Raw genomic sequence first — 23,252 nt, 5'->3', positions numbered from 1 at the left:
ATGAATAAGGGAATGAATTCTTTTGTATTGGTCGTCGCCGTTATCGCTGGTTTTGGTGGCTTTTTATTTGGTTTTGACTCCAGTGTTATAGCTGATGTAAAAGATCAGGTGATGGGACAGCTGGCACTTTCTGAACTGCAATGGTCAGTGGTAGTGAGTATCAGTTTATTGGGTTGTATATTCGGGATTCCGTTAAGTGGGATTTTTGCGGATCGTGTGAGCAGGCGATCTTTATTAAAAACGGTGGCTTTGGGGTTTATTGCAGGAACCGCGATTTGTGCTTTAACGCATAGCCTTTATCCTTTATTAATCGGTCGCTTTATCATTGGCGTTTGTATCGGTATCGCTTCTTATATTGCTCCTTTATTTATTTCAGAAATTGCTCCACCTCATCGTAGAGGGACTTTGGTTTTAATCAATGGATTAACGATTACTTTTGGTCAGGCAGTAGCCTATTTAATCGGCTATCTACTCCATGATTATTCATCAGCCAGTTGGCGTTATTTATTTTGGATGGGTAGTATTCCCGCCCTGATCTTATTTCTTGGAATGTTTTGTGTACCCCACTCGCCACGATGGATTATGAAAAAACAGGGCAGGGATGAAACTTTGAAGGCGCTCAGTCGCATTAGACCAGCAGAGTACAACATTCATAAAGAGCTGGACGAAATCAATATCCATTTAGGTAGTAGTAAACCCAACTTCAGCCTCCTTTTTAAGGTTCCAATTGTATCTGTTTTATTAGTAGGCATAGGTCTTGGTATATTTCAACAGTTCTCCGGTATCAATGCAGTGATGTATTATGGCCCGGTTATTTTTGAATCCGCAGGTTTTTTTCCTGTTAAAAATGCAATCCTGGCAACTTTTTGTATGGGAGTAATTAATTTTCTGTTTACTCTAATTACCTTGTTTTGCATTGATAAATTAGGCAGAAGATTTTTACTTTTAAGCGGCACCTTTATTGCCGCTCTGAGTTTATTTGCGGTGAGCATTGTTTTTAATTACAGCTTACCGGGTCAAAAATTCTGGATACTCGGTTTATTCTCCACCTATGTTATCGGTTATTGCATCAGTGTTGGTTCTTTATTTTGGGTATTAATCTCCGAGATTTATCCTCTTCAGGTTCGGGGGATCGCTATGAGTATCGCAACAGTAGTGCAATGGGGCGCCAATTTTGTGATTTCTATTTCTTTTCTGGCGGTGTATCAATCGTTTGGTCAAGTTCTTACTTTTTCCATGTTTGGTTCGTTTTGCCTGCTTGCATTCGCGTTCGTTTATTATTTTGTACCCGAAACAACCGGTATTTCTCTGGAGAAAATCGAAGAACAACTGATGGCTGGCAAAAAAGTTAGAGACATTGGACAACCGGTGTCAGATAAAAGAAAAACCAAACAATTTGAACTACTTATGGATTAATAATGATGAATAATAAATTATGTCGTATTGGGATAATCGGGGCGGGAAGAATAGGTAAACTGCATGCTGAGCATATTAAGTATCATTTGCCACAATTTGATTTGAAAGTAATTGCTGACCCCTGTTTGGATAAACAGTGGGCTCAACGACTCTCTATCCCCAATTTATCCCATAAAGTAGAAGATGTTTTGTTTCATCCAGATCTGGATGCGGTTTTGATTGCATCACCGTCTACCATGCATTTGGAACACATCAAGGCGGCGAGTGAGTCCGGTAAAGCAATATTTTGCGAAAAGCCTATAGGTTTGGATGAGAATGAAATTATTGATGTGCTTCAGCTGGTCAAATCCAATAAAACTTTGTTGCAACTTGGTTTTAATCGTCGATTTGATCCCAGTTTTGCCAACTTGCAAAAAAGAGTCCATGCAGGTGAAATTGGAGCAACTCATATCGTCAAGATTACTTCGCGTGATCCGGCCTGCCCGCCCAAAGAATACGTTGCTACATCTGGCGGTATGTTTATGGACATGACCATTCATGATTTTGATATGGCGCGGTTTTTAGCTCAATCTGAGGTTACTGAAGTCTATGCAACAGGAGCTGTGCTGATAAACCCTGATTTTGCAGAATATGATGATGTCGATACTGCAATTATCCAGTTACGCTTTGCCAATGGCACGTTGGCCGTTATCGATAACAGCAGACAGGCTGTTTATGGTTATGACCAAAGAATAGAGGTTTTTGGTGAGAAAGGCATGTTATTAGCTGCCAATCAACTGGAACACTCTGTACATCATTATTCTAAAACGGATACAGGTCATGCTAATCCCCAGTATTTTTTCCTGGAGCGATACCATCAGGCGTTTATTGGTGAGCTGGCTTCATTTTATGATGCCTGGGCAAATAATAAACCAAGCCCAGTTTCTGGAGATGATGGCTTACAGACATTGCGTATTGCCAAAGCGGCAAAGCAATCATTGGAAACCCGATTGCCAGTATGTCTTGATTGAGGAAAAAAGATGTATAAGAATTTTTACTATGACTCAAAACGACCTGTAGACCTAATCTGCATGGGGCGCGTTGCGGTTGATCTTTATTCTGAACAAATTGGTAGTTCATTAAAAGATGCCAGCAGTTTTAAAAAGTATTTAGGTGGTTGTGCAGGGAATATTGCGGTAGGAACTTCGCGACTGGGGTTAAACACCATGATGTTTTCTTGTGTTGGCCAGGATGAAATGGGTGCTTTTTTAAAACAGGAGTTAAGCAAGGAGGGAGTGAATATCGACCTGCTGTATGAAACCGCACAGCATTTAACGGGACTGGTTCTTTTGGGTGTTAAACCACCGAATGATTTCCCGCTGATATTTTACCGTACTCAGTGCGCCGATATGCAGTTGATGCCACACCACATTTCCAAATCAGATTTGGAGAAATCCAAAGCGATTTTAATTACTGGAACAGGATTATCTACGGTCTCTATGCGAAAAACCACAAAACAGGTTATCAATCTCGCGAGAAATGCTGAAACCTTAGTGATCCTGGACCTGGATTATCGACCGGTTCTGTGGGGTTTAACCGCTTTAGGGAATGGCGAGACACGCTATTGTCATAGTCTTGAGGTAAGTAAAACCTATCAGGAGATACTGACTCATTGCGATTTGATTGTTGGAACTGAAGAGGAAATTTGCATCGCAGGAGGACACGATGATCTTACTGCTTCACTGAGTCACATCAGAACATTTACTCAGGCACCTGTCGTAATTAAACTGGGTGAACAGGGTGCCTCCGTGGATTTTGGCAGAGATTCCAAGGTTTTAAAATCGCGATCATTTCCGGTAGAGGTACTCAATGTACTCGGTGCTGGCGATGGATTTATGTCCGGCTTATTGTCAGGACTATTGCAAGGGAAATCCTGGGAAGAGGCAACTACTTTTGGTAACGCCTGTGGTGCATTGGTTGTTACTCGACATGGATGTGCTCCTGCCATACCTTTTAAAGAAGAGTTAGACTACTTCATTAAGGAATACGACAAGGATCCTTTCGTTTGGAAAAGCAGTTATTTATTGCAACTGCATGAACAGCATAACCCGGTGGAACCGTCCTCTTGCCTGATAAAAAAACCGCTTGGTTTTATCAATGGCCGAAATTCTATAGTGAGCATGGATCAGTCCCAACACAATACTGGAATGAATTTTAGTTCAGTCAAACTCACTATGGGGCAACAGTTTCATTTTAATAGTCACTATGAATTTGCCGCCTTATTGCTTACAGGCAGAGTACTATTTCAGTTTGATAATCAAAGTATCGAAGCAGAACGATCTGACTGTTTTTCACAGGCACCTATGGTCCTGCATTGCGCAACAGGTGAAATTGCTTCTGTTGTCGCGCTAAGTGATTGTGAAGTGTTACTGATTGAAACAATCAATAATCAATATTTTACACCAGTACTTTTTAATGAGACCAATCTATTGGAACTGGATGATAGAGGAAAAGATATTCTGGATGATACCTCGTATCGCATTGTCAGGACCGTATTTGATAAACGGAACAGACCTGATTCAAATCTTGTTGTTGGAGAAATTATTACATTTCAAGGGCGATGGTCGAGTTATCCTTCTCATTATCATGATCAGCCAGAAATATATCATTACCGATTTTCTGAACCACAAGGATATGCTTTTGGGGAAAATGGGAAAGAGGTATTGCGAATTGAGCACTATGATACATATCAAATCGCAAATGGTCAGGAGCACGCTCATTGTACTGCTCCAGGTTACGCTTTATATACCCTGTGGTTCATCCGCCATTTAAAAGATAATCCTTATGGTATACCTACTTTTAGAAAGGAACATGAATGGACCAGGACAAACAGAGCCAATCAAAGAGTATGGAACAATAAATAAGATTCAGGAGTTCAGATAATGAAAGTCAGATTAACTATGGCTCAAGCTTTATTGAAGTTTTTAGCGAATCAATATGTGGTTCTTGATGGAAATGAGTTTCAGTTCGTTAATGGAATGTTTGGTATTTTTGGTCATGGCAATGTAACAGGACTAGGTGAAGCGCTGGAATACGGTAATTATGGAATTACTTATTATCAAGGTCATAATGAACAGGGAATGGCCCATGTTGCAACTGCTTATGCCAAACAAAAAAATCGGTTGGGTATCATAGCCTGCACTTCTTCTATAGGTCCTGGCGCTACCAATATGATTACGGCTGCTGCCACAGCGACAACCAATAGAATTCCTTTATTATTATTACCTGGAGATGTGTTCAGTTGCAGACAGCCTGATCCGGTATTACAGCAATTGGAAGTTCCTCATGATTACACCGTTTCAGTGAATGACTGCTTTAAACCAGTGAGTAAATACTGGGACAGGATTACACGACCTGAGCAATTAATCACTGCGTGCATGAACGCAATGAGGGTGTTAACTGATTCAATAGAAACGGGGGCCGTAACCTTATGTCTACCTCAGGATGTGCAGGCTGAATCCTATGAATATGATAGTTCTTTCTTTGAAAAGCGACTTTGGCATATTGAACGAGAGAGCTTAAGTGAGCGAGCACTTGTTGAGGCGACCCAACTCCTATTGAACTCTAAAAGACCGCTGATTATCTCAGGTGGTGGAGTACATTATTCTCTGGCTACACAGACTCTATCTGAATTTGCCCTGCGCCATGCCATTCCTGTTGCTGAAACGCAGGCAGGTAAAAGCAGTTTATCAAGTGAGCATCCCATGAACGTAGGGGGTATCGGAGTAACCGGATCTGAAGTTGCAAATTTATTGGCTGCGCAGGCTGATGTTATTTTGGTAGTTGGTTCCCGCTTACAGGATTTTACTACCGCGTCAAAATGGGGATTTAAAAATACTCAGTGCCGATTGCTTCATTTAAATGTATCACGACTTGATGCGATGAAAATGAATGCATTAATGTTAAAAGGGGATGCCAGAACCGGATTGGAACAGTTAGACATCTCCATGGGCAATTATCAAACTCCTTCAGAATATCAACGAATAATTCAACAGTACAAGTCAGAATGGGAGCAAGAGCTGAAACGTCTGTGTACGCCACCTGATTCGGGCAGCAAAGGCTTACATCAAACTGCTGTGTTGGCTGAATTGAACCGTTTTGTCACGGAAGACGATGTCATTATAGGTGCAGCTGGAAGTTTACCAGGTGATTTGCATCGAATCTGGAAATCAAGGAAACCTAAAGACTATCATTTGGAATATGCTTATTCGTGTATGGGTTACGAAGTTGCGGCAGGTTTAGGCGTTTCATTAGCTAAAGAAAATTCACCTGGTGAGGTTTATGTATTAGTAGGTGATGGCAGTTTTATTATGATGCATTCTGAATTATTAACCTGTATTCAGGAGCAAAAGAAAATTACGATTATTATTTTTGATAATCATGGGTTTCAGTGCATCAGAAATTTACAGGAAGGTAATGGCAGTAATGGATTTGGTAATGAATTTCGTTACAGAAACTCAGAAACTAACAGTTTAACAGGTCAGTATTTACCTATCGATTTTTGTCAATATGCTGCCGGATTAGGCGCTAAAACGTATTTTGCAGATACCTATCAGCAGCTGGGAGAGTCTTTAAAAAAAGCAAAAGAAGAACCGGTCGCTACCGTTATTGTTTTACCGGTATTACCAAAGACTATGAGTCAGGGTTATCAAACCTGGTGGCGAGTTGGAGTTGCGGAAGTATCCAGTTCCGATGCTGTGACTAAAGCTCATCATCAAATGAATGAGCAGATCGATCGTGTTAGGTTCTATTGAAATTAATGCACGGAAATGGGTGGTTCAACCTGGAATGATCTGTATGGGTCACTCATGTCAGGTGAACGTTATATTATGGGTTGATAAACTGAATTTGTGAGCTCAGATCTCTATTGTTAAGGAATCTAGAATGAATATTAAATTAGGTATTGCTCCAATTAACTGGTGCAATGACGACGACCCCAATTTAGGTAAAGACATCAGCTTCGAGCAGTGTATCAGGGAAATGTCTTTGGCTGGATATGTTGGTACCGAATTGGGAAATAAATACCCACGAGACGTCACAATGTTAAAAAATGCTTTAACAGAGCAAGGACTTCAGTTATCGAGCGCATGGTTCAGTACCTTTTTTACCGAGCCTAATCAATACCAAAGTACCTTATCTCGATTTTTGGATCATTTGAGTTTTATGCGCGCTATGGGTGCGTCTTACATCAATGTGTGTGAATGCGGTCATGCAATACAGGGAACACAATTAGCAATAATGAGTCCTTATAAACCAGAATTCAGTCAGGAACAGTGGGGACATTTAATTAATGGACTTCATGCAATAGGTCGAATAGCCTATGATTTTAATATGAAAATTGTCTATCATTATCATGCCGGAACCGGTGTTTATAATGAACATGAGATAGATTACCTGATGCAGAATTCCAGTCCTCAATTGCTTTCTCTTTTACTGGATACGGGTCATGCTGTATTCGCAGGGGTAGATCCATTAAATTTAATCGCCAAATATGGAGACAGAATTCGCTATGTGCATCTTAAGGACATACGTCCAGAAGTATTAAAACAAACTGAAGTAGAACAGTTAACTTTTATGGATGCTGTCAGAGCAGGGGTATTTACGGTTCCGGGAGATGGATCTATTGATTTCGCTCCAATTTTTAGAGCATTGAATAGTATTCACTATGAGGGATGGATGATAGTTGAGGCAGAGCAGGATCCTGTGAAAGCACCGCCATTGGAATATGCCAGAAAAGCTTTTGACTATTTAAGCGCTATTCTATAACTTAAATACCGTAGTAACTTTATAAAGTTGTAAGGATTTTTTGATTCAGGTACAAAGAGGCATTATTAATTTAATCAGGAGGTTAGGGATGACACAGTTAGATAAAATTATTCATACAGCCATGGCAGCATTTTTTGTACTGGTCTCAGCAAATAATGCTTCGGCAGATAGTACAGCTGCGGCTCCAGCTACTGAAAAATGCTACGGAATCGTCAAGACCGGTATGAATGATTGCGCGACCGCTACAGCATCCTGTGCTGGGTCAGCAACGAAGGACAAACAAAAAGACGCGTTTTTACTCATGCCAAAAGGATTATGTGAAAAAATCGTTGGCGGCTCTCTTGAAGCTGGAAAATAAATCACATTCAATTTTATTTTAATAATATATAAGGAAATCCAAATGAAAAGATATCTGTCGTCTTTAATCCTTTCCATCCTATCTATGTGGACTTGTTTTAACGTAGCTTATGCAGCTCCAGAGACTTTTACTTTAGATAATCAACATACCTATATATTATGGACTATCAAACATTTGGGTTTTTCTACTCAAGCCGGCAAATGGTATGCTAGTGGGGAACTTGTTCTTGATAAGGAGCATCCCGATCAAAGCAAGGTTAATGTGACGGTCAACGTGGCTGATGTTGTTACGGGAATTCCTGAATTGGATAAACATTTGAAAGGGAAGTTATTCTTCGATGTGGCGCAATTTCCCAAGGCAACTTTTGTAAGTAATAAAGTAGATGTATTAAGTGATACAACAGCAAAAGTAGAGGGTACATTGACTTTACATGGAGTAAGTAAACCACTAACTCTTGATGTGACGCTTAATAAAGTCGGTGTGAATCCGATTAATAACAAAAATACAGTAGGGTTTACTGCAACGGGGACTATCAAACGTTCTGATTTTGGTATAAACACCTTACTGCCTGATCTGGGTGATGAAGTCACCTTGCAAATAGGAGCTGAGGCGTATCAGGATAAGAAATAAGGGAATGTTATGCACATTAAAAACACCAGTTCAGGTTTTGGAATAGTTGCGATCTCATTACACTGGATTATCGCATTTCTTATTATTGGATTATTGATATTGGGTTTGTATATGGTCAATCTTCCAATCAGTCTGGAAAAGCTGAAGCTCTATGGATGGCATAAGGAATATGGATTTCTGGTACTGTTCCTGGCAATAATCAGAATTATATGGCGTTTGAGCAATCAGATGCCTGAGTTAGCATTACCGTTATTGGAAAAAATAGCTGCACGAAGCATGCATTGGGCTTTTTATTGTTTTATGTTTGCCATGCCAATAACCGGATGGTTAATCACTTCTTCAGCTGGATTACCCGCATCATTTTTTGGTCTGTTTACTTTGCCAAATCTAGTAGCACCAGACGAGCACAATAGAGTATTGTTTGAATGGATACACGAATGGTTAGGGTATGCTCTTATCGGTGCGATAATGCTGCATACTGCCGCAGCTTTAAAACACCATTTTATAAACAAGGATGATATATTAAGGAGAATGTTGCCATGAAATCAGGTTTATATAGGCTTTTAGGACTATTGTTTGTTTGTTTCTCGTTTACTATTAAGGCAGCAACTCCACCTCAATGGGACATAATCCCCTCCGAAAGTGAGCTGACTTTTACTGGTACACAAAATAATGCTCCTGTGACAGGCTCATTTAAAAAGTTTACGGGCGAGATTTTCGTTGATCCTGATAATTATAAGGCAAGCTCAATTCATATCGTTATTGATATGACTTCAATCACTGCTTCATATGCTGATATTACTACCACCTTAACTGCTCCTGACTGGTTTGATGTGAAAGCGTTCCCTAAAGCGGAGTTTAAAGCGACCAAATTCAACAAGATTGGTGAGAAAACCTATGAAGCGGATGGTATCCTGACAATTAGGGATAAATCATCTCCAGTTACTTTAACATTCACTGCGGAAGAATCACCGAAAAACCATGCTGTGGTGAATGGTAGTACCTCTATAAAGCGAAGTACATTTGGTGTGGGGCAAGGTGAATGGGCCAGTACTGATCAAATCAAAGATGAAGTGACAGTAAAATTCAAAATAACTGCAAATCGTAAAAATTAGAGTATTGCTTGTATTGGGGACGTTGCCAATTCATTGCTCAATAGTTCATCTCAAAATGTATTGAGATCTTGCTACAATGTCCTTCTCCCTCTGGGAGAAGGACATTGTAATGGGATCTCGATGCATTTTGAACGAACCATTGCGTCTAAAACAACTTAAGGCTCATGGGAGATCTCTAGTTTTCTCACACCATAACCTGAAATCGCGCCACGCTGATCAATGTTCAATACACTACCCTATGAATTAGGAACTATTTAATTAAATAACTAAGCTAAACTTTAAGAAACAGAATGAGAACCAAGAGTGTTATTATGACTGTTGTAAATAAGCTTGGTGGAAGTTGCTTGCGTTCAGCAGAGGATTATCTAAAGGTTGACCAAATAACCACTTCTACGCCCTGCATCCTAGTGGTTTCGGCATCTAAAGGTACTACGGATGCTTTATTAGAGTGTCTTCGATTAGCTGCTACTGGCAAAAATTATCTGACCAAATTGCTCCAATTGATCACCTTTCATCAGTCACTAAACAAAAAAATAACCGATGACGTGACGATTCAGAATTTATTGTTAAAAGACAAAGAAGATATTGCGTCCTTACTGCATAGTGTATCTCTTTTAGGGGCTTATTCAGAAGAACAAAAAAACTGGTTATTGGGCTATGGCGAATACTGGTCAAGCAAAATAATTGCCGCTAAATTGGCTGCGCCATGGATTGATTTAGGACAAATTATAACGGTTGATTTTCATGAAGGGCTTATTAGCATTGATTGGGTAGAAACTAAAAAAAGACTGCATCGACTGATGAAAGGAACTGATGCACCCATCGTAGTAATGCCAGGATTTGTCGCTCGCACCCATAACGGGTTGAGGGCTTTGTTAGGTTTCAATGGTACTGATTTTAGCGCGGCGATTATTGCCAAACTGGTGATGGCAGAACGATTGTATAAATGGACGGATATTGATGGAATCTTTACCGCGGATCCTAAATGGGTAAAATCCGCATTTGCTATTCCTGATTTAAGCTATCAGGAAGCATCTGAATTAGCCTATTTTGGCGCAACGGTACTTCATCCTCAATCAGTTCAACCCGCTATTGAAGCCAATATTCCTATTCATATTAAAAATTTTTTTAAAGTAAACAGTCCTGGAACGATAATCAGTTCTTCTTCAGAGTGTTCTGAATATCTTATTAAAGGATTGAGTTCTATATCTGATTTGGCACTTATTAACATTGAGGGTACTGGGTTAGCCGGGTTGTGTGGCGTAGCGGGGCGCTTATTTCAATCTTTGGCTAAAGGCAATATTTCAGTAATCCTTATCAGTCAGGCAAGTTCTGAGCATTCAATCAGTATTGTTGTGAATGGAGCACATGGGAGTCACGCTGTTAAACTCATTCAACATGAATTTATATTTGAATTAGCTCATGGAGTAATGCAAAGCGTTGAATTAATCGAGCATTGTTCTGTGGTGTCAGCTGTAGGAGATCGGATGTCTGGTACTCCTGGAGTAGCAGCCAAATATTTTGAAATGTTAGCTAAGGCCAATATCAATGTTCTTGCGATTGCACAGGGGTCTTCTGAACGAAATATCTCAGCGGTAATTAAAGCAGAACAAACCCAAAAAGCCCTGCGTGTGTTACACGGCGGCTTCTATTTATCGAGTAAAACCTTATCGATTGGTTTAATCGGCCCCGGCGGAGTTGGAGCAGCCTTGTTAAGCCAGATAAAAAAAAACAGAGTGCGATTAAAAAGAGAAATAAATGTTGATTTGAAAGTCAGAGGTTTAATGAATTCCCAACATATGATAATTCATGAGCAATCCATAGACTTAAAAGATTGGGAGGAGCATTTAAAGTCACACTCGGTAACTAAAAATATAATCGACTTTGTGACTCACATAGCCAGTCCGGAGATTCCCCATGCGGTAATCGTTGATTGTACTTCATCAGCAGAGATAGCGAGTCAATATACTCGATTCATTGAATTTGGTTGTCATATTGTGACCCCAAATAAAAAAGCAAATTCCTCGGAATTACAGAACTACAAGCAGTTAAAAGACATAATTAAATCGAATAATCGACATTATTTATATGAAACAACAGTCTGTGCCGGGTTACCCATATTAAAAACCATTCAGGATTTGATCGCGACGGGTGACAATATTAAACGCATCGAAGGTATTGTATCGGGAACTTTATCCTATATATTTCATCAGTGTGCCAAAGGATTTTCTTTCGCGGACAGTGTGATTCAGGCTTATGAATTGGGATATACAGAACCCGATCCAAGAGAGGACTTAAATGGTCTTGATGTTGCCAGAAAATTTGTCTGTCTGGCTAGAGAGTTGGGCTATGATTTAGTCCTTGAGGATGTAAAATTATTGGATATGGTTCCCAATGCCTTAAAAAACGTATCAATACCCGATTTTTTAAAGAATTTGGCACTTCATCAAAAAACAATTGAAAACAAGATTAAAAGGCTGTTAAAAAATAATGCGGCCCTTGCTTATGTTGGCATAATTGAACATGGGAAAATAAGTATTCAATTAAATGCATATCCGGCTTCACATCCCTTTGCAAATACAACAGGAACAGATAATATTCTGTTAATTCAAAGCCGAAGATACAATAAACAACCTTTGATAATCCAAGGACCAGGGGCAGGTAAATATGTGACTGCAGCTGGAGTTTTTGCAGATTTGTTAAAACTGGCGTCAATGCTATGATGAATCAATTAAAGACCGTAAAAGTTTTTGCCCCTGCAACCTGTGCTAATGTGATTGTAGGATTTGATATCCTAGGATTTGCAGTGGATGGAGTAGGTGATGAACTTACTTTAAAAAAATCACACGTGCCTGGTCTTGAAATTGAATCGATCACTGGTATAAAAAACATTCCTTTTACAGTAAATAAAAATACAGCAACAGTTGCTTTGAATGCGATGCTGGAATTTTTAAAAATGGAACAAGGCTTTAAAATTAATATAAAGAAAGGCATTCCATTAAGCTCTGGCTTGGGAGGATCCGCCGCAAGCAGTGTTGCCGCATTGATAGCCTTAAATCGTTTCTTAATCAAACCTTTGCCGATTGAACAATTGGTTGAGTTTGCATTATTAGGTGAGCAAACGGCCTGTGGAGCGAAACATGCTGATAACGTGATACCTTGTCTTTATGGCGGGATGACCTTGATTGAATCTACTGATCCCCTGCGGTCTATAAATTTACCATTATTACCCTTGCATGTCGTGTTCATTCATCCTCACATTCAACTAGAAACACGTGATTCCAGAGCTGTCTTACCTGAGTCAATCAGTTTATCTTTATTTACAAAACAAAATGCGCGCATGGCATCATTTATTAGCGCTTTATATGAAGAACATTATGAACGATTAGAATTGTCCTTGGTTGATGAGTTAATTGAGCCGATGCGAGCTCATTTGATTCCTTGTTACTATGATGTTAAATCAGTGGCATACCAATATGGAGCATTGGCTTGTTCTATTTCAGGATCTGGACCAACACTTTTTGCCTTTGCTAGAACAAAACAAATTGCCCAAAAAGTAGCAGATAGAATGGTGTGGAAATTTAAAACAAATGGGGTTCAATGTGATTCCGTTATCACTTCCATAGCTAAAATTGGGGCTAGAGTAGTTGATGAAGAAGAATAATATGCGCAGTACCCGAAAAAAAGATCATGCAACAATTGACGAGGCCATTTTGTGTGGATTAGCTCGGGACGGAGGGTTATATGTACCAGAGCAATTTCCTAAAATACCCATTGAAGAGTTTTATGGATATTCTGATTTAATTGATTTTTCATTACATCTCTTGAGGCCATTTTTTGGGAATAGTGTACTTAACATAGACTATGAATTCTGTAAGGATGTTTTTTCATTTCCATTGCCACTTAAGGCATTAACAGAAACTCACTATGTACTTGAATTATTCCATGGTCCTACTCTTTCCTTTAAAGACTTTGGAGCACGATTTTTTGCTCAATGTTTGCAGTATCTTTCTCAAAACAAACCAACCAAGGTGCTGGTGGCTACCTCTGGTGATACCGGTAGTGCTGTAGCAAGTGCTTTACATGGAAGATCAGGAATAGAAGGTTATATTTTATTTCCAAAAGATAAAATCAGTCTAAGGCAACAGGCTCAAATTACGTGTTGGGGGGATAATATTCATGCTCTGGCCGTTAAGGGTACTTTCGATCAATGTCAACAATTAGTCAAAATGGCGTGTTTAAAATATGAGTTCAAGGGTGAATTGACTACAGCGAATAGCATTAATATAGCCAGACTACTACCACAAATTGTGTATTATGCTTACTCCAGTATAAATCTGGCGAAACGTCATCAAAAATCCGTAAATTATATTGTGCCAAGCGGTAATTTAGGAAATGTTACGGCTTGTTATTGGGCTAAGTTTTTAGGCTTTCCAATCGATGAAATATTGATAGCCAATAATGCGAATAGAGTGTTAACTGATTACTTGACTTCTGGGACATATAAGGCGAAACCGAGTATAAAAACTTTGGCAAATGCAATGGATGTAGGCGATCCAAGTAATTTAGAGCGTTTAATGGATTTATTTGGAGACTTTAATCAATTTAAAAAGAGCATCAATGTCCAATCCGTATTAGATAATGAAATTATACAAGCAATTGTGGACTGTTATAATCGGCATCAGTACATTCTTTGTCCTCACACAGCCACATCCTATTATCGATTGAATGAAGTTGATTCATCTAAAATATGGGTACTTGCAGGAACGGCACATCCAGTCAAGTTTAATGAATTGATTGAACCATTATTAAACATCAGTATCCCTGTTCCTGCTCAATTAAAGTCGATGCTTGAAAAAAAGCATTGTTTTAATGAAATACAGTTTGGCTTCGAGTCATTTTGCGAGATTTTAAATCAATAGTTCGTTACCATTATTCATTAATTAACTGTTTCAAGGTTTGGGTTTTGAATTCTGGATGCTGTCTTCGATTTCGTCCAGCTTTTTGGATGAGTCGGTTTGATGTACGGCCAAAAAGCTTTTATTATTTGCCAGATTGACGGCACCTTTTATAAGCAATCCAATCCCTAAAGTTGTGACCCCTATTGCTAAATTAACTAGAAACTCAGACCACCCTCTATGTTGATCGAGGACTGTTCGAGCGGTATTTATATGTTCTTTGCAGTTTTTTTCAAAATGCTCATAGCTTTCAGGTGTTATTTTTTTAAGGTATGTATTTTTTTCTTCATTCAATTTGTTGTAAAGCGTATTGGCACTGAATCTTGCATTCTCTAATAATCGGTAATCCTTTGAGTCAGGCTTATGGTGATCTCGTCGCGCTATAAGATTATCAATTTTATCCTTAAACAGATTCATTTTTTTGTTAAACTCTTCTAATACAGGGGACTCCAATGTACTTTCAGTCCTTTCTTGCAATAAAGAAGAGTTCGATGGGGTTGTAGTATTTAATACTACTTTTTCTTGACGCATAGTGGATAATATCGGGATGTTTCGTTGTAATTGCTCTATCAGAAATGTTCTGTGTCGATGATGTTCCACACAAGGAAGCAAGTGATCTATCATGTTTTTGTATGTCGTGTCCTTTTTATAGATATTTGCTCCACGATCGACAAGATTATTAATAATCGCACATGTTTTTTTTAATTCTTCTAAATCTTGTGTTGAACCTATTAGACGCGCTGCCTCAATCAGAGCGGTTGTTTGAGGTTGATTCCGTGAAGGAATACTTGGTCGGCCGGGTAAGTAGACATTATGTTCCTGATCTAAATTAACCCTTTTTCCAATAAGATAGTTTACGACATCGAGTCGATTATGTTGGACCGCTTCAACCAGGTAACTTTGAGCTTTAGAATTGAGTTTTGAGATATCTATAGAACCCCGCTGAATTATATTTTTAATTTCATTAATGTCTTTATTCAACTTAATTGCCAAAGATAACTCTAATTCTGGATCTGTTTGTGGAGCTGAGGTTGATTTAAGTGTTTGTTTAGAAGGAGAAGCATTGGTTGATTTATTTCTCACTACGTGTAATAAATAGTTTATTACTTGTGGATTTCCTTCGTTTAGGGCTTGCTCCTGTGCAGTGCGATTCAAGCTATCTTTCATCATGGGATCGGCTCCATGAAAAATTAAAATTTTGATCATATTTAAATCATCAACTTCAATGGCACGCATTAATGCGGTTGCACCATTCTCATATCGCTTGTTGATTATCTTGGCTTTTTCTGTTGAAGGGATTGACAATAAAACCTTAGACAATAGTTCATGATTTTTATCCAATAATGCCTTTAAAAATTGTTGTTCAAATTCACTCAAAACCGGTTTGCTTTGTGATTTTGTTTTAGGGAAGGGTGGAGTTATTGTGTTGTTTAATGGTGCCTTAGGGGCTTGTTGAAGGCTTTGTGGTGTAAGGGTAACTGAAGATGAAGAAATTGTATTCGACTTAGTGGTATGAACCGCAGTTTTAGCGACTGGTTGGGGTTTTACTAATATCTGGGGTAGTAGAGAATGCCCCGTATTATTTTTTTCTAATGCAGCGTGTTCTGCAGACATTAAAATACTTAAAATGTTTGAATGCTTTTTTGAGCTTGCCCATTCTGACGCTTTCAAGCTTGGTATTGGAGGCATACGAAGTTGCGCCTTATTTTTATGCAGAGGATCTGCTCCTGCTTTCAGAAGATCTCTGACCATGTGTTCATTTCCTATGACTGCAGCAGTAATTAATGCATTGAAACCTTTATTATCAACATGATTAACATTAACGTCCTTTGACATTAGTTTATCAAATAAGGCGTTATTATTTGCAGCAATTACAACCATTAAGAGAGAAATACCGTGATTTGAAACACTATTAATATCCGCTCCAGCATCAATGAGACTGTTAATTTTGTTTAAATCAAGAGGTTCTTTTACCATTTCCGTTCGCAGATCTTTATCGAGAATTTTTTGATTTTCTTCATTTGGTTTATTACTGTTTAGCCCGTTATAAAATTCTGAAGAGGTTTGATCGTTCGGCATTTCTCATTGCTCCTGATAGGAATCTTAGCACCTTTGTTTAGTAGGCCACCTTGGTTTTTGTGTTGCGTCTATGTATTTGATGTCAACAGTATCAGGATAAATTCTGCTGATTGACTGATGACTGCTCATACATCAGGCGTAAAAATTCAAGTTGCTATGACTCTTTGTTAATGAAGTCCTTATAAGAATTATAGACGTTTTGGTTTTATATTCGGGTCTGTTCACTCAAAATTTATTGCAGTAAGAACTGTCATGTAATTTAGCAACAAAAGTCCATTTGAGAGGATTTATAGATAAGGAATGATTGAGATTATTTTCGATGCAAGGAGAAAAGCTCAATAATAACCTATACTTTTTAATATCAGATCCCGTCATTTCAAAAATCTATGATGAGCTACAGGGAATTGTTGACATGAAGCGTACTGTTTTATGTATCATTTTTTGTTGTGTTATTAACGAAAATGGATGGACTGAAAAAAGAGTTCCGGAACTCAATGACCTTTATCGTATCGCTGATGTAAGCGAACCAGCTATTTCACCCGATGCCCAATGGGTGGCTTATAGCGTTTCTCAATTAAATGCGGAGACTGATTCGTCATTTAGTAATATATGGCGAGTATCTATAGATGGAAAATTCACGCAACAACTTACTGCGTCTCGCGAATACTCAAATTCTCTTCCTAAATGGAGTCCCGATGGTAACTGGCTTGCCTATCTTTCGGACGCAGGTGATCAAGAAACCAGCCAAGTTTGGTTAATGCCTGCAAAAGGGGGAAAGGGACATCAGTTAACTCATACTCAGGGTGAAATCAATGATTTTATCTGGTCACCGGATTCTAAAAGCATTGCTTTTGTTGGTAATGAATCTCAAAGTTCCGATGATGAGATAGTGGATAAACCGATTGTAGTTAACCGATTTCAATTTAAAGCCGATGGCAGTGGTTATCTCACGGATGTTTATGACCATTTATATGTAATCAATATTGCAACGGGAACTACAACACAACTTACTTCTGGAGAACATGATGAATACTTACCTTCCTGGTCTCCCGACGGTAAATACATCGCCTACGTAACTAAACGAGGAACAGATGCTGACAGGCATCTTAATTATGATATTTACATTATTGAACCGACTTCCCATGCAAAAGAGCGACAACTGACTCATTACATGGGTAGTGATATGGATCCCGATTTGGAGTCCAATTTATCATGGAGTCCTGATAGCACGAAAATTGCTTACCTACGTAGTAAAGAAGATAAATGGATTTATTATTCACCTACACAACTGGCTGTTGTTCGTGTCGCTGATGGGAGTGAATCGGTTATTGCACCTATGGATAAATGGTTTTATAAACCAAAATGGTCGCCAGATGGATTAACTATTTATGCCTTGATAGAAGAGAGTAGAACGACTTATTTGTATAAAATAGACAGTACAACAGGACAAGCAACCAAAATAACGCAAGGCCTACGTACCGATATCGATTTTGCATTAGGTAAAGATAAACTAATTGTGTTAAGTACTGATGATGTACATCCCGCGGAATTGTTCCTGGTCGGTACACGCCTGACTCCTTTAACTCAACACAATAAAAAACTATTGAGTGAAGTCACATTTCAACCAGCAGAGGACATCCAGTTCAAGAGTTTTGATGGAGTCCTTATTGAGGGTTTATTAGTAAAGCCTATTCAGTACCAACAAGGTAAATCCTATCCTGCACTTTTAAATCTTCATGGGGGTCCAGTATATCAATTCAGTCATGAGTTTAATTTTGAATTTCAATGGTTTGCTGCAAATGGGTATGCAGTTATTGCGCCTAATCCTCGTGGCAGTTCGGGTCGAGGATTTGATTTTGCCAAGGCTATATATGCTGATTGGGGGAATCTTGATGTTAAGGATGTTTTGGCAGCCGTAGATTATGTCGTTGCTTTAGGAGTTGCTGATCCGGCACGATTGGCGGTAGGTGGCTGGAGTTATGGTGGAATGCTAACTGATTATGTCATAGCCAGTGATACTCGTTTTAAAGCTGCATTTTCTGGTGCAGGAACTGCAAATATTTTATCGGGTTATGGGGTTGACCAATATACTTTGGAATACGAATTGGAATTAGGGAAGCCATGGGAACGTACGGATTTATATATGAAGTTAAGTTATCCTTTTATGAAGGCGTATCGGATTAAAACAGCTACCTTGTTTTTGTGCGCTAAGCTTGATTTTAACGTACCTTGTGAGGGTTCAGAACAATTATATCAGGCATTAAAATCATTAAATGTTCCTACCCAATTAGTTATTTATCCTAATGAATATCATTCTCTATCTGTTCCCAGTTATCTGATAGACAGACTGCAACGATATAACGATTGGATGAATAAGTATCTGAAATAGACATCATTTATTGTATTGATAACTTCGTAAAATGAGTGAATAGATGAACCCGGAGCAGCATTTAGAATGCCTGGCTTCTCAAGGAACAATGCTATGAATGGAAGTCGCGAGCCTCATAATACTGTTGGTTTGTAAACATTATGCAAAAAATAATAATGTGATCTAGACTAAATTATATACTTACAGGGATTGTGAGCATTGATATGGAAGAACTGCAAAATAAATATCATGAATTGAGCAAAACAGAATCTAATGTTCCCCACCATCATATTTTACCCTCATTATTCGAAGAACAGGTAACCAATAACCCAAATCATACTGCACTTATATTTAATAAAGAACATCTGACTTATTCTGAGTTGAATGCAAAAGCCAATCAACTCGCCCATCATCTACGTCAGCTGTGTGGTAATAAAAAATCAGTGATCGTCCTGTGCATGAAACCTTCCTTTGATTTGCTCATTAGTATATTGGCTATACTAAAAGCGGGCAGTACCTACGTGCCCTTAGATCCTGACAACCCCGTTTCACGCATCCGATTTATTTTGGAGGATACCAAGGCTGATGTGATTCTTACTCAATCCACTGAGAAAAATCTGTTTGATGACATTAATGCGCATATCTGGTGTTTTGATAAACAACGTTCCGAATTAAGTAATTATTCATTAAATAATCCGGTTCCTATTAATCAACCCGATGACTTGGCTTATATAATTTATACCTCTGGCTCAACTGGAGTTCCTAAAGGGGTCATGATTACACACAGTAATGTTTTGTACTTTATTCACTGGTTCAGTAAAGCATTGGGAGTACATCATGATGATATTTTTGATTTTTCTTCTTCCATTTCATTTGATTTTGCCGTAGCCAATACTCTTTTTCCCATGATGCAAGGGGCACAAATAGTAATATGTCCTTCTCAAACGAAAAAGGACCCGTATTTATATAGGGATCATTTAGCGCACCATCGTGTGACTATTATGAAAACGACTCCAGGTCATTTTAGAAATTTAAAAGAGGCCGTTTTAAATGAAAAAACACACTTGTTTTTAAGGTATATCGTATTTGGTGGCGACTCACTTTTTGTTAAAGATCTTGAAGATTGGTTACAACAATTTCCTGAACAAATCATGTTTTGTGAATATGGACCAACAGAGGCAACCGTTGCGACATCATGGCTTAAAGTCGACATAAACACTATTGATCAGTTTAAAGATAAAATACCTATCGGCAGGCCGGCTTTGAACACGCAACTGTATATTCTTGATGATCATCTCAATCCTGTTCCACCAGGTGAAATAGCGGAGCTGTATATTGGTGGAAAAGGTGTAGCAAAAGGGTATTTAAATCGTAAAGAGAGCACTGAACAAAATTTTATCAAAGATCCTTTTAGTGATAATAGTTCCGATCGCCTCTATAAAACAGGGGACTATTGTCACTTTTTGCCCGATGGAACTATTGAATTTATTGAACGTAAAGACAATCAAGTTAAAATTCGAGGTTTTAGAATTCAAACAGAGGAAATTGAAGCGTGTTTGATGACTTATCCGGGTATGAAGGAAGTAGCTGTTGTTGCAAGACAATTAGACAATACGCCAACCTCTGAAAAGCAATTGATAGCCTATTGTGTTCCGCAAAATTCAATCGAATTAAAGCAGAGCAGTTTACGACTTTACTTGAACGAACATCTTCCTGAATACATGGTTCCTTCATTCTTTGAGATTTTATCGGCGCTTCCATTGTCTTCCAATGGTAAAATAGAACGGCAAAAACTGCCGGAAATTAACTCAACAATCACTCATCAGAACTTGTTTACTGGTACCGAGTTAGAGTTCGGTCTTAAAACGATCTGGGAGCAGGCGCTTCATGTAACCAATATTCGTATTGATCATAATTTCTTCGATTTGGGTGGGAATTCGCTGGTTGCTGCACGTATTCTTACCAAGATAAGATCCAGCTTAAAAAAGGATATTACATTAAAGGATATTTACACGTTTCCAACCATTGCTGAATTAGCTCAGTGGATTGAAAAAGCAAATCCTACTTCTGACCCAGATGAGATCAGCGCTGATGCAGCATCAGATTATCACATCATTCCTTTAAGTGAATTACAGTTTTTATTTTGGTTAATGAGAGCATTTTATCCTAAAGCCAAAATACTCAACATTATTGATAGAAAACGTTTTCGAGGTGCACTCAATATAAATTGTTTGAATGCCGCTGTAGGTTTTGTATGTAAACATGATCCAATTCTTGGGTATCGTATTCCCCGTTTTGCTCCAATCCAGCAAGGACAACAATTGCCTCCTCCTAAAATTGAGGAAATTGATATCAAGGATTTGTCTCCAGAGCAACAGGAAGATGCCTTAATTCACTCTCTGGATGTATTGCAGCATTGTTCTTGGAAAAAAAATAATCATCTATTCAGACTTCGATTATTTCGATTGGGGGATGAACGTTTCGAACTGCAGATAGCGCTGTCGCATTTAATCAGTGACGAAGTATCTCCCGGAATATTTTTTAGTACTATGTCCAATTATTATTTAGCCTCGTTGCACAATAAAGAGATACCAATATATTCGGATAGAAGTCAGTTTAAAGATTATGTAGTGAAGGATATTCACAGAACCCAAAATGAAATGAAAAAAAATATGGACTTCTGGGAGCGCTATCTGGACGATATACCGTACTTATATTTTCCTGAAGAACACATCATTAAAAAAGGGAATTCGGTAAATACCTGTCAGTTTGAGATATCTGATGCACTGATTGAGCAACTGGAAGCATTCTGTTCTCAACATCGTCTGTGTCTGACGGATAGTTTGACTGCGGCCGCTTCTTTTTGTGTAAAACCTTATATATTAAAAAACAAGAACCAACTGGTATCTATTAATCTTGTTAAATCCACACGTGATAATGAAGAATATGATAGGGCTATAGGTCTTTTTGTCCGTTCAGATATCCTCAAGATCAATTTGAACCATGCCCCTGATTTTCTTGCATTATCACGGGAAGTACAACAAGCAATTACTGATACATCGCCTTATCAATCGTGCCCAATCATAGTAAAACTGGGGTGTTTATTAAAGAAAGGATGGAAAAATAATAAGATAAGCAATGCATTATCCAGTGGTTTATCCAGGATCTATACGCGATTTTTCTCAAAGTATCGATTGGATTATCGAGTATTGAGAATGTTCTTCAGAGTGTTCACAGCCAGTAAAGCGAATTGTTTTTTTATCAATGTTAATATTATGAATAATTTTATTGCAAATCAGAACGATACAAAAATATTTGCTTTAGATTTGGAACCAGTACAATCACATCAAGGTGATAGAATGGTCGATAAAAATATTTTAAACATTTGGTTCGAACGAGATAAAATGAATAAAGCACTTCTGATTATTTCAGGTAATCTTAGCGCTCCGTTTTTAGAAAGTCTGGGGCAGGATATTATTCAGATCATGACACATGCTAAGCTATAAAAGCATACTAAATGGTCAGGGAAGTTAAAATTCGGCGTTTGCCTTTAAAAGGTGCTCTGCCATGCATTGCAAGAATATTATCCAATACCATTACATCACCATTTTGCCAGGGATAGGCAACGGTTTTTTTATCTAAAACATCGAGAATATGATACAGATAATGACGAGGAATAGGGCTACCGTCTCCAAATCGTATTTCATGTAGTGATGTTGAGGGGCGACAATAGAGAATTTTCGCTCCAATATAATTCAACAAACCGAGTAATCTGGGATTGAAATCAAAAAGATGTGCCTGATTAAACCATACCGTTTCATGAGTGGTGGGATGAGCCATCACTGCTGGTCTATTTTGTTTTAACTCAATCCAGTCAGAACGTAACCATTGGAAGGAAACCTCATTATTACGACAGATGTCTTCAACCTCAGATTTATCATGTGTCTCAAATACCTCTACCCAAGATTTGTGTGAACGGGCAAATCGATTAATCGTTCTCATTAATCTGTCTTTGTAGTAGTAATGTGATACATAGGTTAAGCCCTTTTCCTGAAAGCACTGGATAATCTCTGGATTAAGGGACTTATAAACCTCTCGTGCATCGGCAATAATGGTCTCCCCCTGATGCTTTGGGGCAATTTGACAAAAAAAGTAAATATGTTTAGGAAACTTTTTAATATATGAAAGCTCTTGATGCAGGGGGAGATGGATTGCTGCCGGAGTTTCTGTAGAGGTGTAGACTTTGTTTATTACCTTATCGCGAGGGCTGTCCCCAAGGAGGTAATTTACAAACTTACCTAGTTTGAGTGTTTCTATAAAATGGGAAAACTGATCCGGAGTATTGAGTGGGAAGCCTCGAAAAAGTAATGCGCCATTCTTAAGAAGTAATTGTTCTATCTTAGGCTTATTGGCTTGAAGTTCCTCAATAAGGTCATTAAATTTTAAGTGTTTTCTAGGGGTAATAAGGGTTGGAAAAGATTCTTCGATCTGGAAATCACTCATTTAATTAATCCTTGTTCTTT

The 23,252-nt window shown here is 38.4% G+C and carries 16 protein-coding genes; 14 read left to right on the top strand and 2 right to left on the bottom strand.

The window, feature by feature from the left end; all coding sequences use genetic code 11:
- From IZU94_RS02810 to thrC, 12 genes are all read left to right on the top strand, one after another.
- Positions 1 to 1,416: a sugar porter family MFS transporter gene (locus tag IZU94_RS02810; RefSeq protein ID WP_203107779.1), complete on the top strand. Its 1,416-nt coding sequence runs from the start codon at positions 1 to 3 to the stop codon at positions 1,414 to 1,416.
- 5 nt (positions 1,417 to 1,421) lie between these two features.
- Positions 1,422 to 2,426: an inositol 2-dehydrogenase gene (gene iolG / locus IZU94_RS02805; protein WP_203107861.1), complete on the top strand. Its 1,005-nt coding sequence runs from the start codon at positions 1,422 to 1,424 to the stop codon at positions 2,424 to 2,426.
- A 9-nt stretch (positions 2,427 to 2,435) separates the two neighbouring features.
- Positions 2,436 to 4,319, top strand: coding sequence for a 5-dehydro-2-deoxygluconokinase (gene iolC, locus IZU94_RS02800; RefSeq protein WP_203107777.1), 1,884 nt, complete (start codon positions 2,436 to 2,438; stop codon positions 4,317 to 4,319).
- Positions 4,320 to 4,337: 18 nt separating this feature from the next.
- Positions 4,338 to 6,209, top strand: coding sequence for a 3D-(3,5/4)-trihydroxycyclohexane-1,2-dione acylhydrolase (decyclizing) (iolD, locus tag IZU94_RS02795; RefSeq protein ID WP_203107775.1), 1,872 nt, complete (start codon positions 4,338 to 4,340; stop codon positions 6,207 to 6,209).
- A gap of 130 nt (positions 6,210 to 6,339) precedes the next feature.
- Entirely contained in the window at positions 6,340 to 7,221 is an 882-nt protein-coding gene (gene iolE, locus IZU94_RS02790) for a myo-inosose-2 dehydratase (protein WP_203107773.1), read from the top strand.
- 88 nt (positions 7,222 to 7,309) lie between these two features.
- Positions 7,310 to 7,579, top strand: a complete 270-nt coding sequence (locus tag IZU94_RS02785) for a BufA1 family periplasmic bufferin-type metallophore (RefSeq protein WP_203107771.1) — start codon at positions 7,310 to 7,312, stop codon at positions 7,577 to 7,579.
- Positions 7,580 to 7,621: 42 nt separating this feature from the next.
- On the top strand, positions 7,622 to 8,209 hold the full coding sequence (locus tag IZU94_RS02780; protein WP_203107769.1) for a YceI family protein: 588 nt from the start codon (positions 7,622 to 7,624) through the stop codon (positions 8,207 to 8,209).
- A 9-nt stretch (positions 8,210 to 8,218) separates the two neighbouring features.
- Positions 8,219 to 8,752 carry a cytochrome b gene (locus IZU94_RS02775; protein WP_203107767.1) on the top strand — a complete coding sequence of 178 codons (534 nt, stop codon included), beginning with the start codon at positions 8,219 to 8,221 and terminating at the stop codon, positions 8,750 to 8,752.
- Positions 8,749 to 9,324, top strand: coding sequence for a YceI family protein (locus IZU94_RS02770; RefSeq protein WP_203107765.1), 576 nt, complete (start codon positions 8,749 to 8,751; stop codon positions 9,322 to 9,324). The genes IZU94_RS02775 and IZU94_RS02770 overlap by 4 nt, the downstream gene beginning before the upstream one ends.
- A gap of 311 nt (positions 9,325 to 9,635) precedes the next feature.
- Positions 9,636 to 12,047: a bifunctional aspartate kinase/homoserine dehydrogenase I gene (gene thrA / locus IZU94_RS02765; protein WP_203107763.1), complete on the top strand. Its 2,412-nt coding sequence runs from the start codon at positions 9,636 to 9,638 to the stop codon at positions 12,045 to 12,047.
- On the top strand, positions 12,044 to 12,988 hold the full coding sequence (locus IZU94_RS02760; RefSeq protein ID WP_203107761.1) for a homoserine kinase: 945 nt from the start codon (positions 12,044 to 12,046) through the stop codon (positions 12,986 to 12,988). Before thrA ends, IZU94_RS02760 begins: the two co-directional genes overlap by 4 nt.
- Positions 12,975 to 14,246, top strand: a complete 1,272-nt coding sequence (gene thrC, locus IZU94_RS02755) for a threonine synthase (RefSeq protein ID WP_203107759.1) — start codon at positions 12,975 to 12,977, stop codon at positions 14,244 to 14,246. Before IZU94_RS02760 ends, thrC begins: the two co-directional genes overlap by 14 nt.
- 30 nt (positions 14,247 to 14,276) lie before the next feature.
- Here the strand turns inward: thrC and IZU94_RS02750 are convergent, their stop codons facing one another.
- Positions 14,277 to 16,361 (bottom strand): ankyrin repeat domain-containing protein, encoded by a 2,085-nt coding sequence (locus IZU94_RS02750; RefSeq protein WP_203107757.1) that lies wholly within the window; start codon positions 16,359 to 16,361, stop codon positions 14,277 to 14,279.
- Positions 16,362 to 16,773: 412 nt separating this feature from the next.
- On the opposite strand from IZU94_RS02750, the gene IZU94_RS02745 reads away from it, so the two are divergent.
- The gene (locus IZU94_RS02745; protein ID WP_203107756.1) at positions 16,774 to 18,750 is read left to right on the top strand and encodes a S9 family peptidase; all 1,977 of its coding nucleotides are present in this window, start codon (positions 16,774 to 16,776) and stop codon (positions 18,748 to 18,750) included.
- Between the two features lie 203 nt (positions 18,751 to 18,953).
- On the top strand, positions 18,954 to 22,235 hold the full coding sequence (locus IZU94_RS02740) for a non-ribosomal peptide synthetase (protein WP_203107753.1): 3,282 nt from the start codon (positions 18,954 to 18,956) through the stop codon (positions 22,233 to 22,235).
- 7 nt (positions 22,236 to 22,242) lie between these two features.
- Here the strand turns inward: IZU94_RS02740 and IZU94_RS02735 are convergent, their stop codons facing one another.
- Positions 22,243 to 23,232 carry a TauD/TfdA family dioxygenase gene (locus tag IZU94_RS02735; RefSeq protein WP_203107751.1) on the bottom strand — a complete coding sequence of 330 codons (990 nt, stop codon included), beginning with the start codon at positions 23,230 to 23,232 and terminating at the stop codon, positions 22,243 to 22,245.
- Between the last annotated feature and the right edge of the window lie 20 nt (positions 23,233 to 23,252).

Source organism: Legionella bononiensis, assembly GCF_016786215.1.
GTDB lineage: Bacteria > Pseudomonadota > Gammaproteobacteria > Legionellales > Legionellaceae > Legionella > Legionella bononiensis.
This window is presented reverse-complemented; position numbering and strand designations above follow the sequence as displayed.

Coding starts and splice junctions, on each gene's coding strand:
- IZU94_RS02760 (WP_203107761.1), top strand. CDS start 12,044: ATGATGAATCAATTAAAGACCGTAAAAGTTTTTGCCCCTGCAACCTGT.
- IZU94_RS02770 (WP_203107765.1), top strand. CDS start 8,749: ATGAAATCAGGTTTATATAGGCTTTTAGGACTATTGTTTGTTTGTTTC.
- IZU94_RS02775 (WP_203107767.1), top strand. CDS start 8,219: ATGCACATTAAAAACACCAGTTCAGGTTTTGGAATAGTTGCGATCTCA.
- IZU94_RS02745 (WP_203107756.1), top strand. CDS start 16,774: ATGAAGCGTACTGTTTTATGTATCATTTTTTGTTGTGTTATTAACGAA.
- iolE (WP_203107773.1), top strand. CDS start 6,340: ATGAATATTAAATTAGGTATTGCTCCAATTAACTGGTGCAATGACGAC.
- IZU94_RS02735 (WP_203107751.1), bottom strand. CDS start 23,232: ATGAGTGATTTCCAGATCGAAGAATCTTTTCCAACCCTTATTACCCCT.
- IZU94_RS02785 (WP_203107771.1), top strand. CDS start 7,310: ATGACACAGTTAGATAAAATTATTCATACAGCCATGGCAGCATTTTTT.
- IZU94_RS02780 (WP_203107769.1), top strand. CDS start 7,622: ATGAAAAGATATCTGTCGTCTTTAATCCTTTCCATCCTATCTATGTGG.
- iolG (WP_203107861.1), top strand. CDS start 1,422: ATGAATAATAAATTATGTCGTATTGGGATAATCGGGGCGGGAAGAATA.
- iolD (WP_203107775.1), top strand. CDS start 4,338: ATGAAAGTCAGATTAACTATGGCTCAAGCTTTATTGAAGTTTTTAGCG.
- thrC (WP_203107759.1), top strand. CDS start 12,975: ATGAAGAAGAATAATATGCGCAGTACCCGAAAAAAAGATCATGCAACA.
- iolC (WP_203107777.1), top strand. CDS start 2,436: ATGTATAAGAATTTTTACTATGACTCAAAACGACCTGTAGACCTAATC.
- IZU94_RS02810 (WP_203107779.1), top strand. CDS start 1: ATGAATAAGGGAATGAATTCTTTTGTATTGGTCGTCGCCGTTATCGCT.
- IZU94_RS02740 (WP_203107753.1), top strand. CDS start 18,954: ATGGAAGAACTGCAAAATAAATATCATGAATTGAGCAAAACAGAATCT.
- thrA (WP_203107763.1), top strand. CDS start 9,636: ATGACTGTTGTAAATAAGCTTGGTGGAAGTTGCTTGCGTTCAGCAGAG.
- IZU94_RS02750 (WP_203107757.1), bottom strand. CDS start 16,361: ATGCCGAACGATCAAACCTCTTCAGAATTTTATAACGGGCTAAACAGT.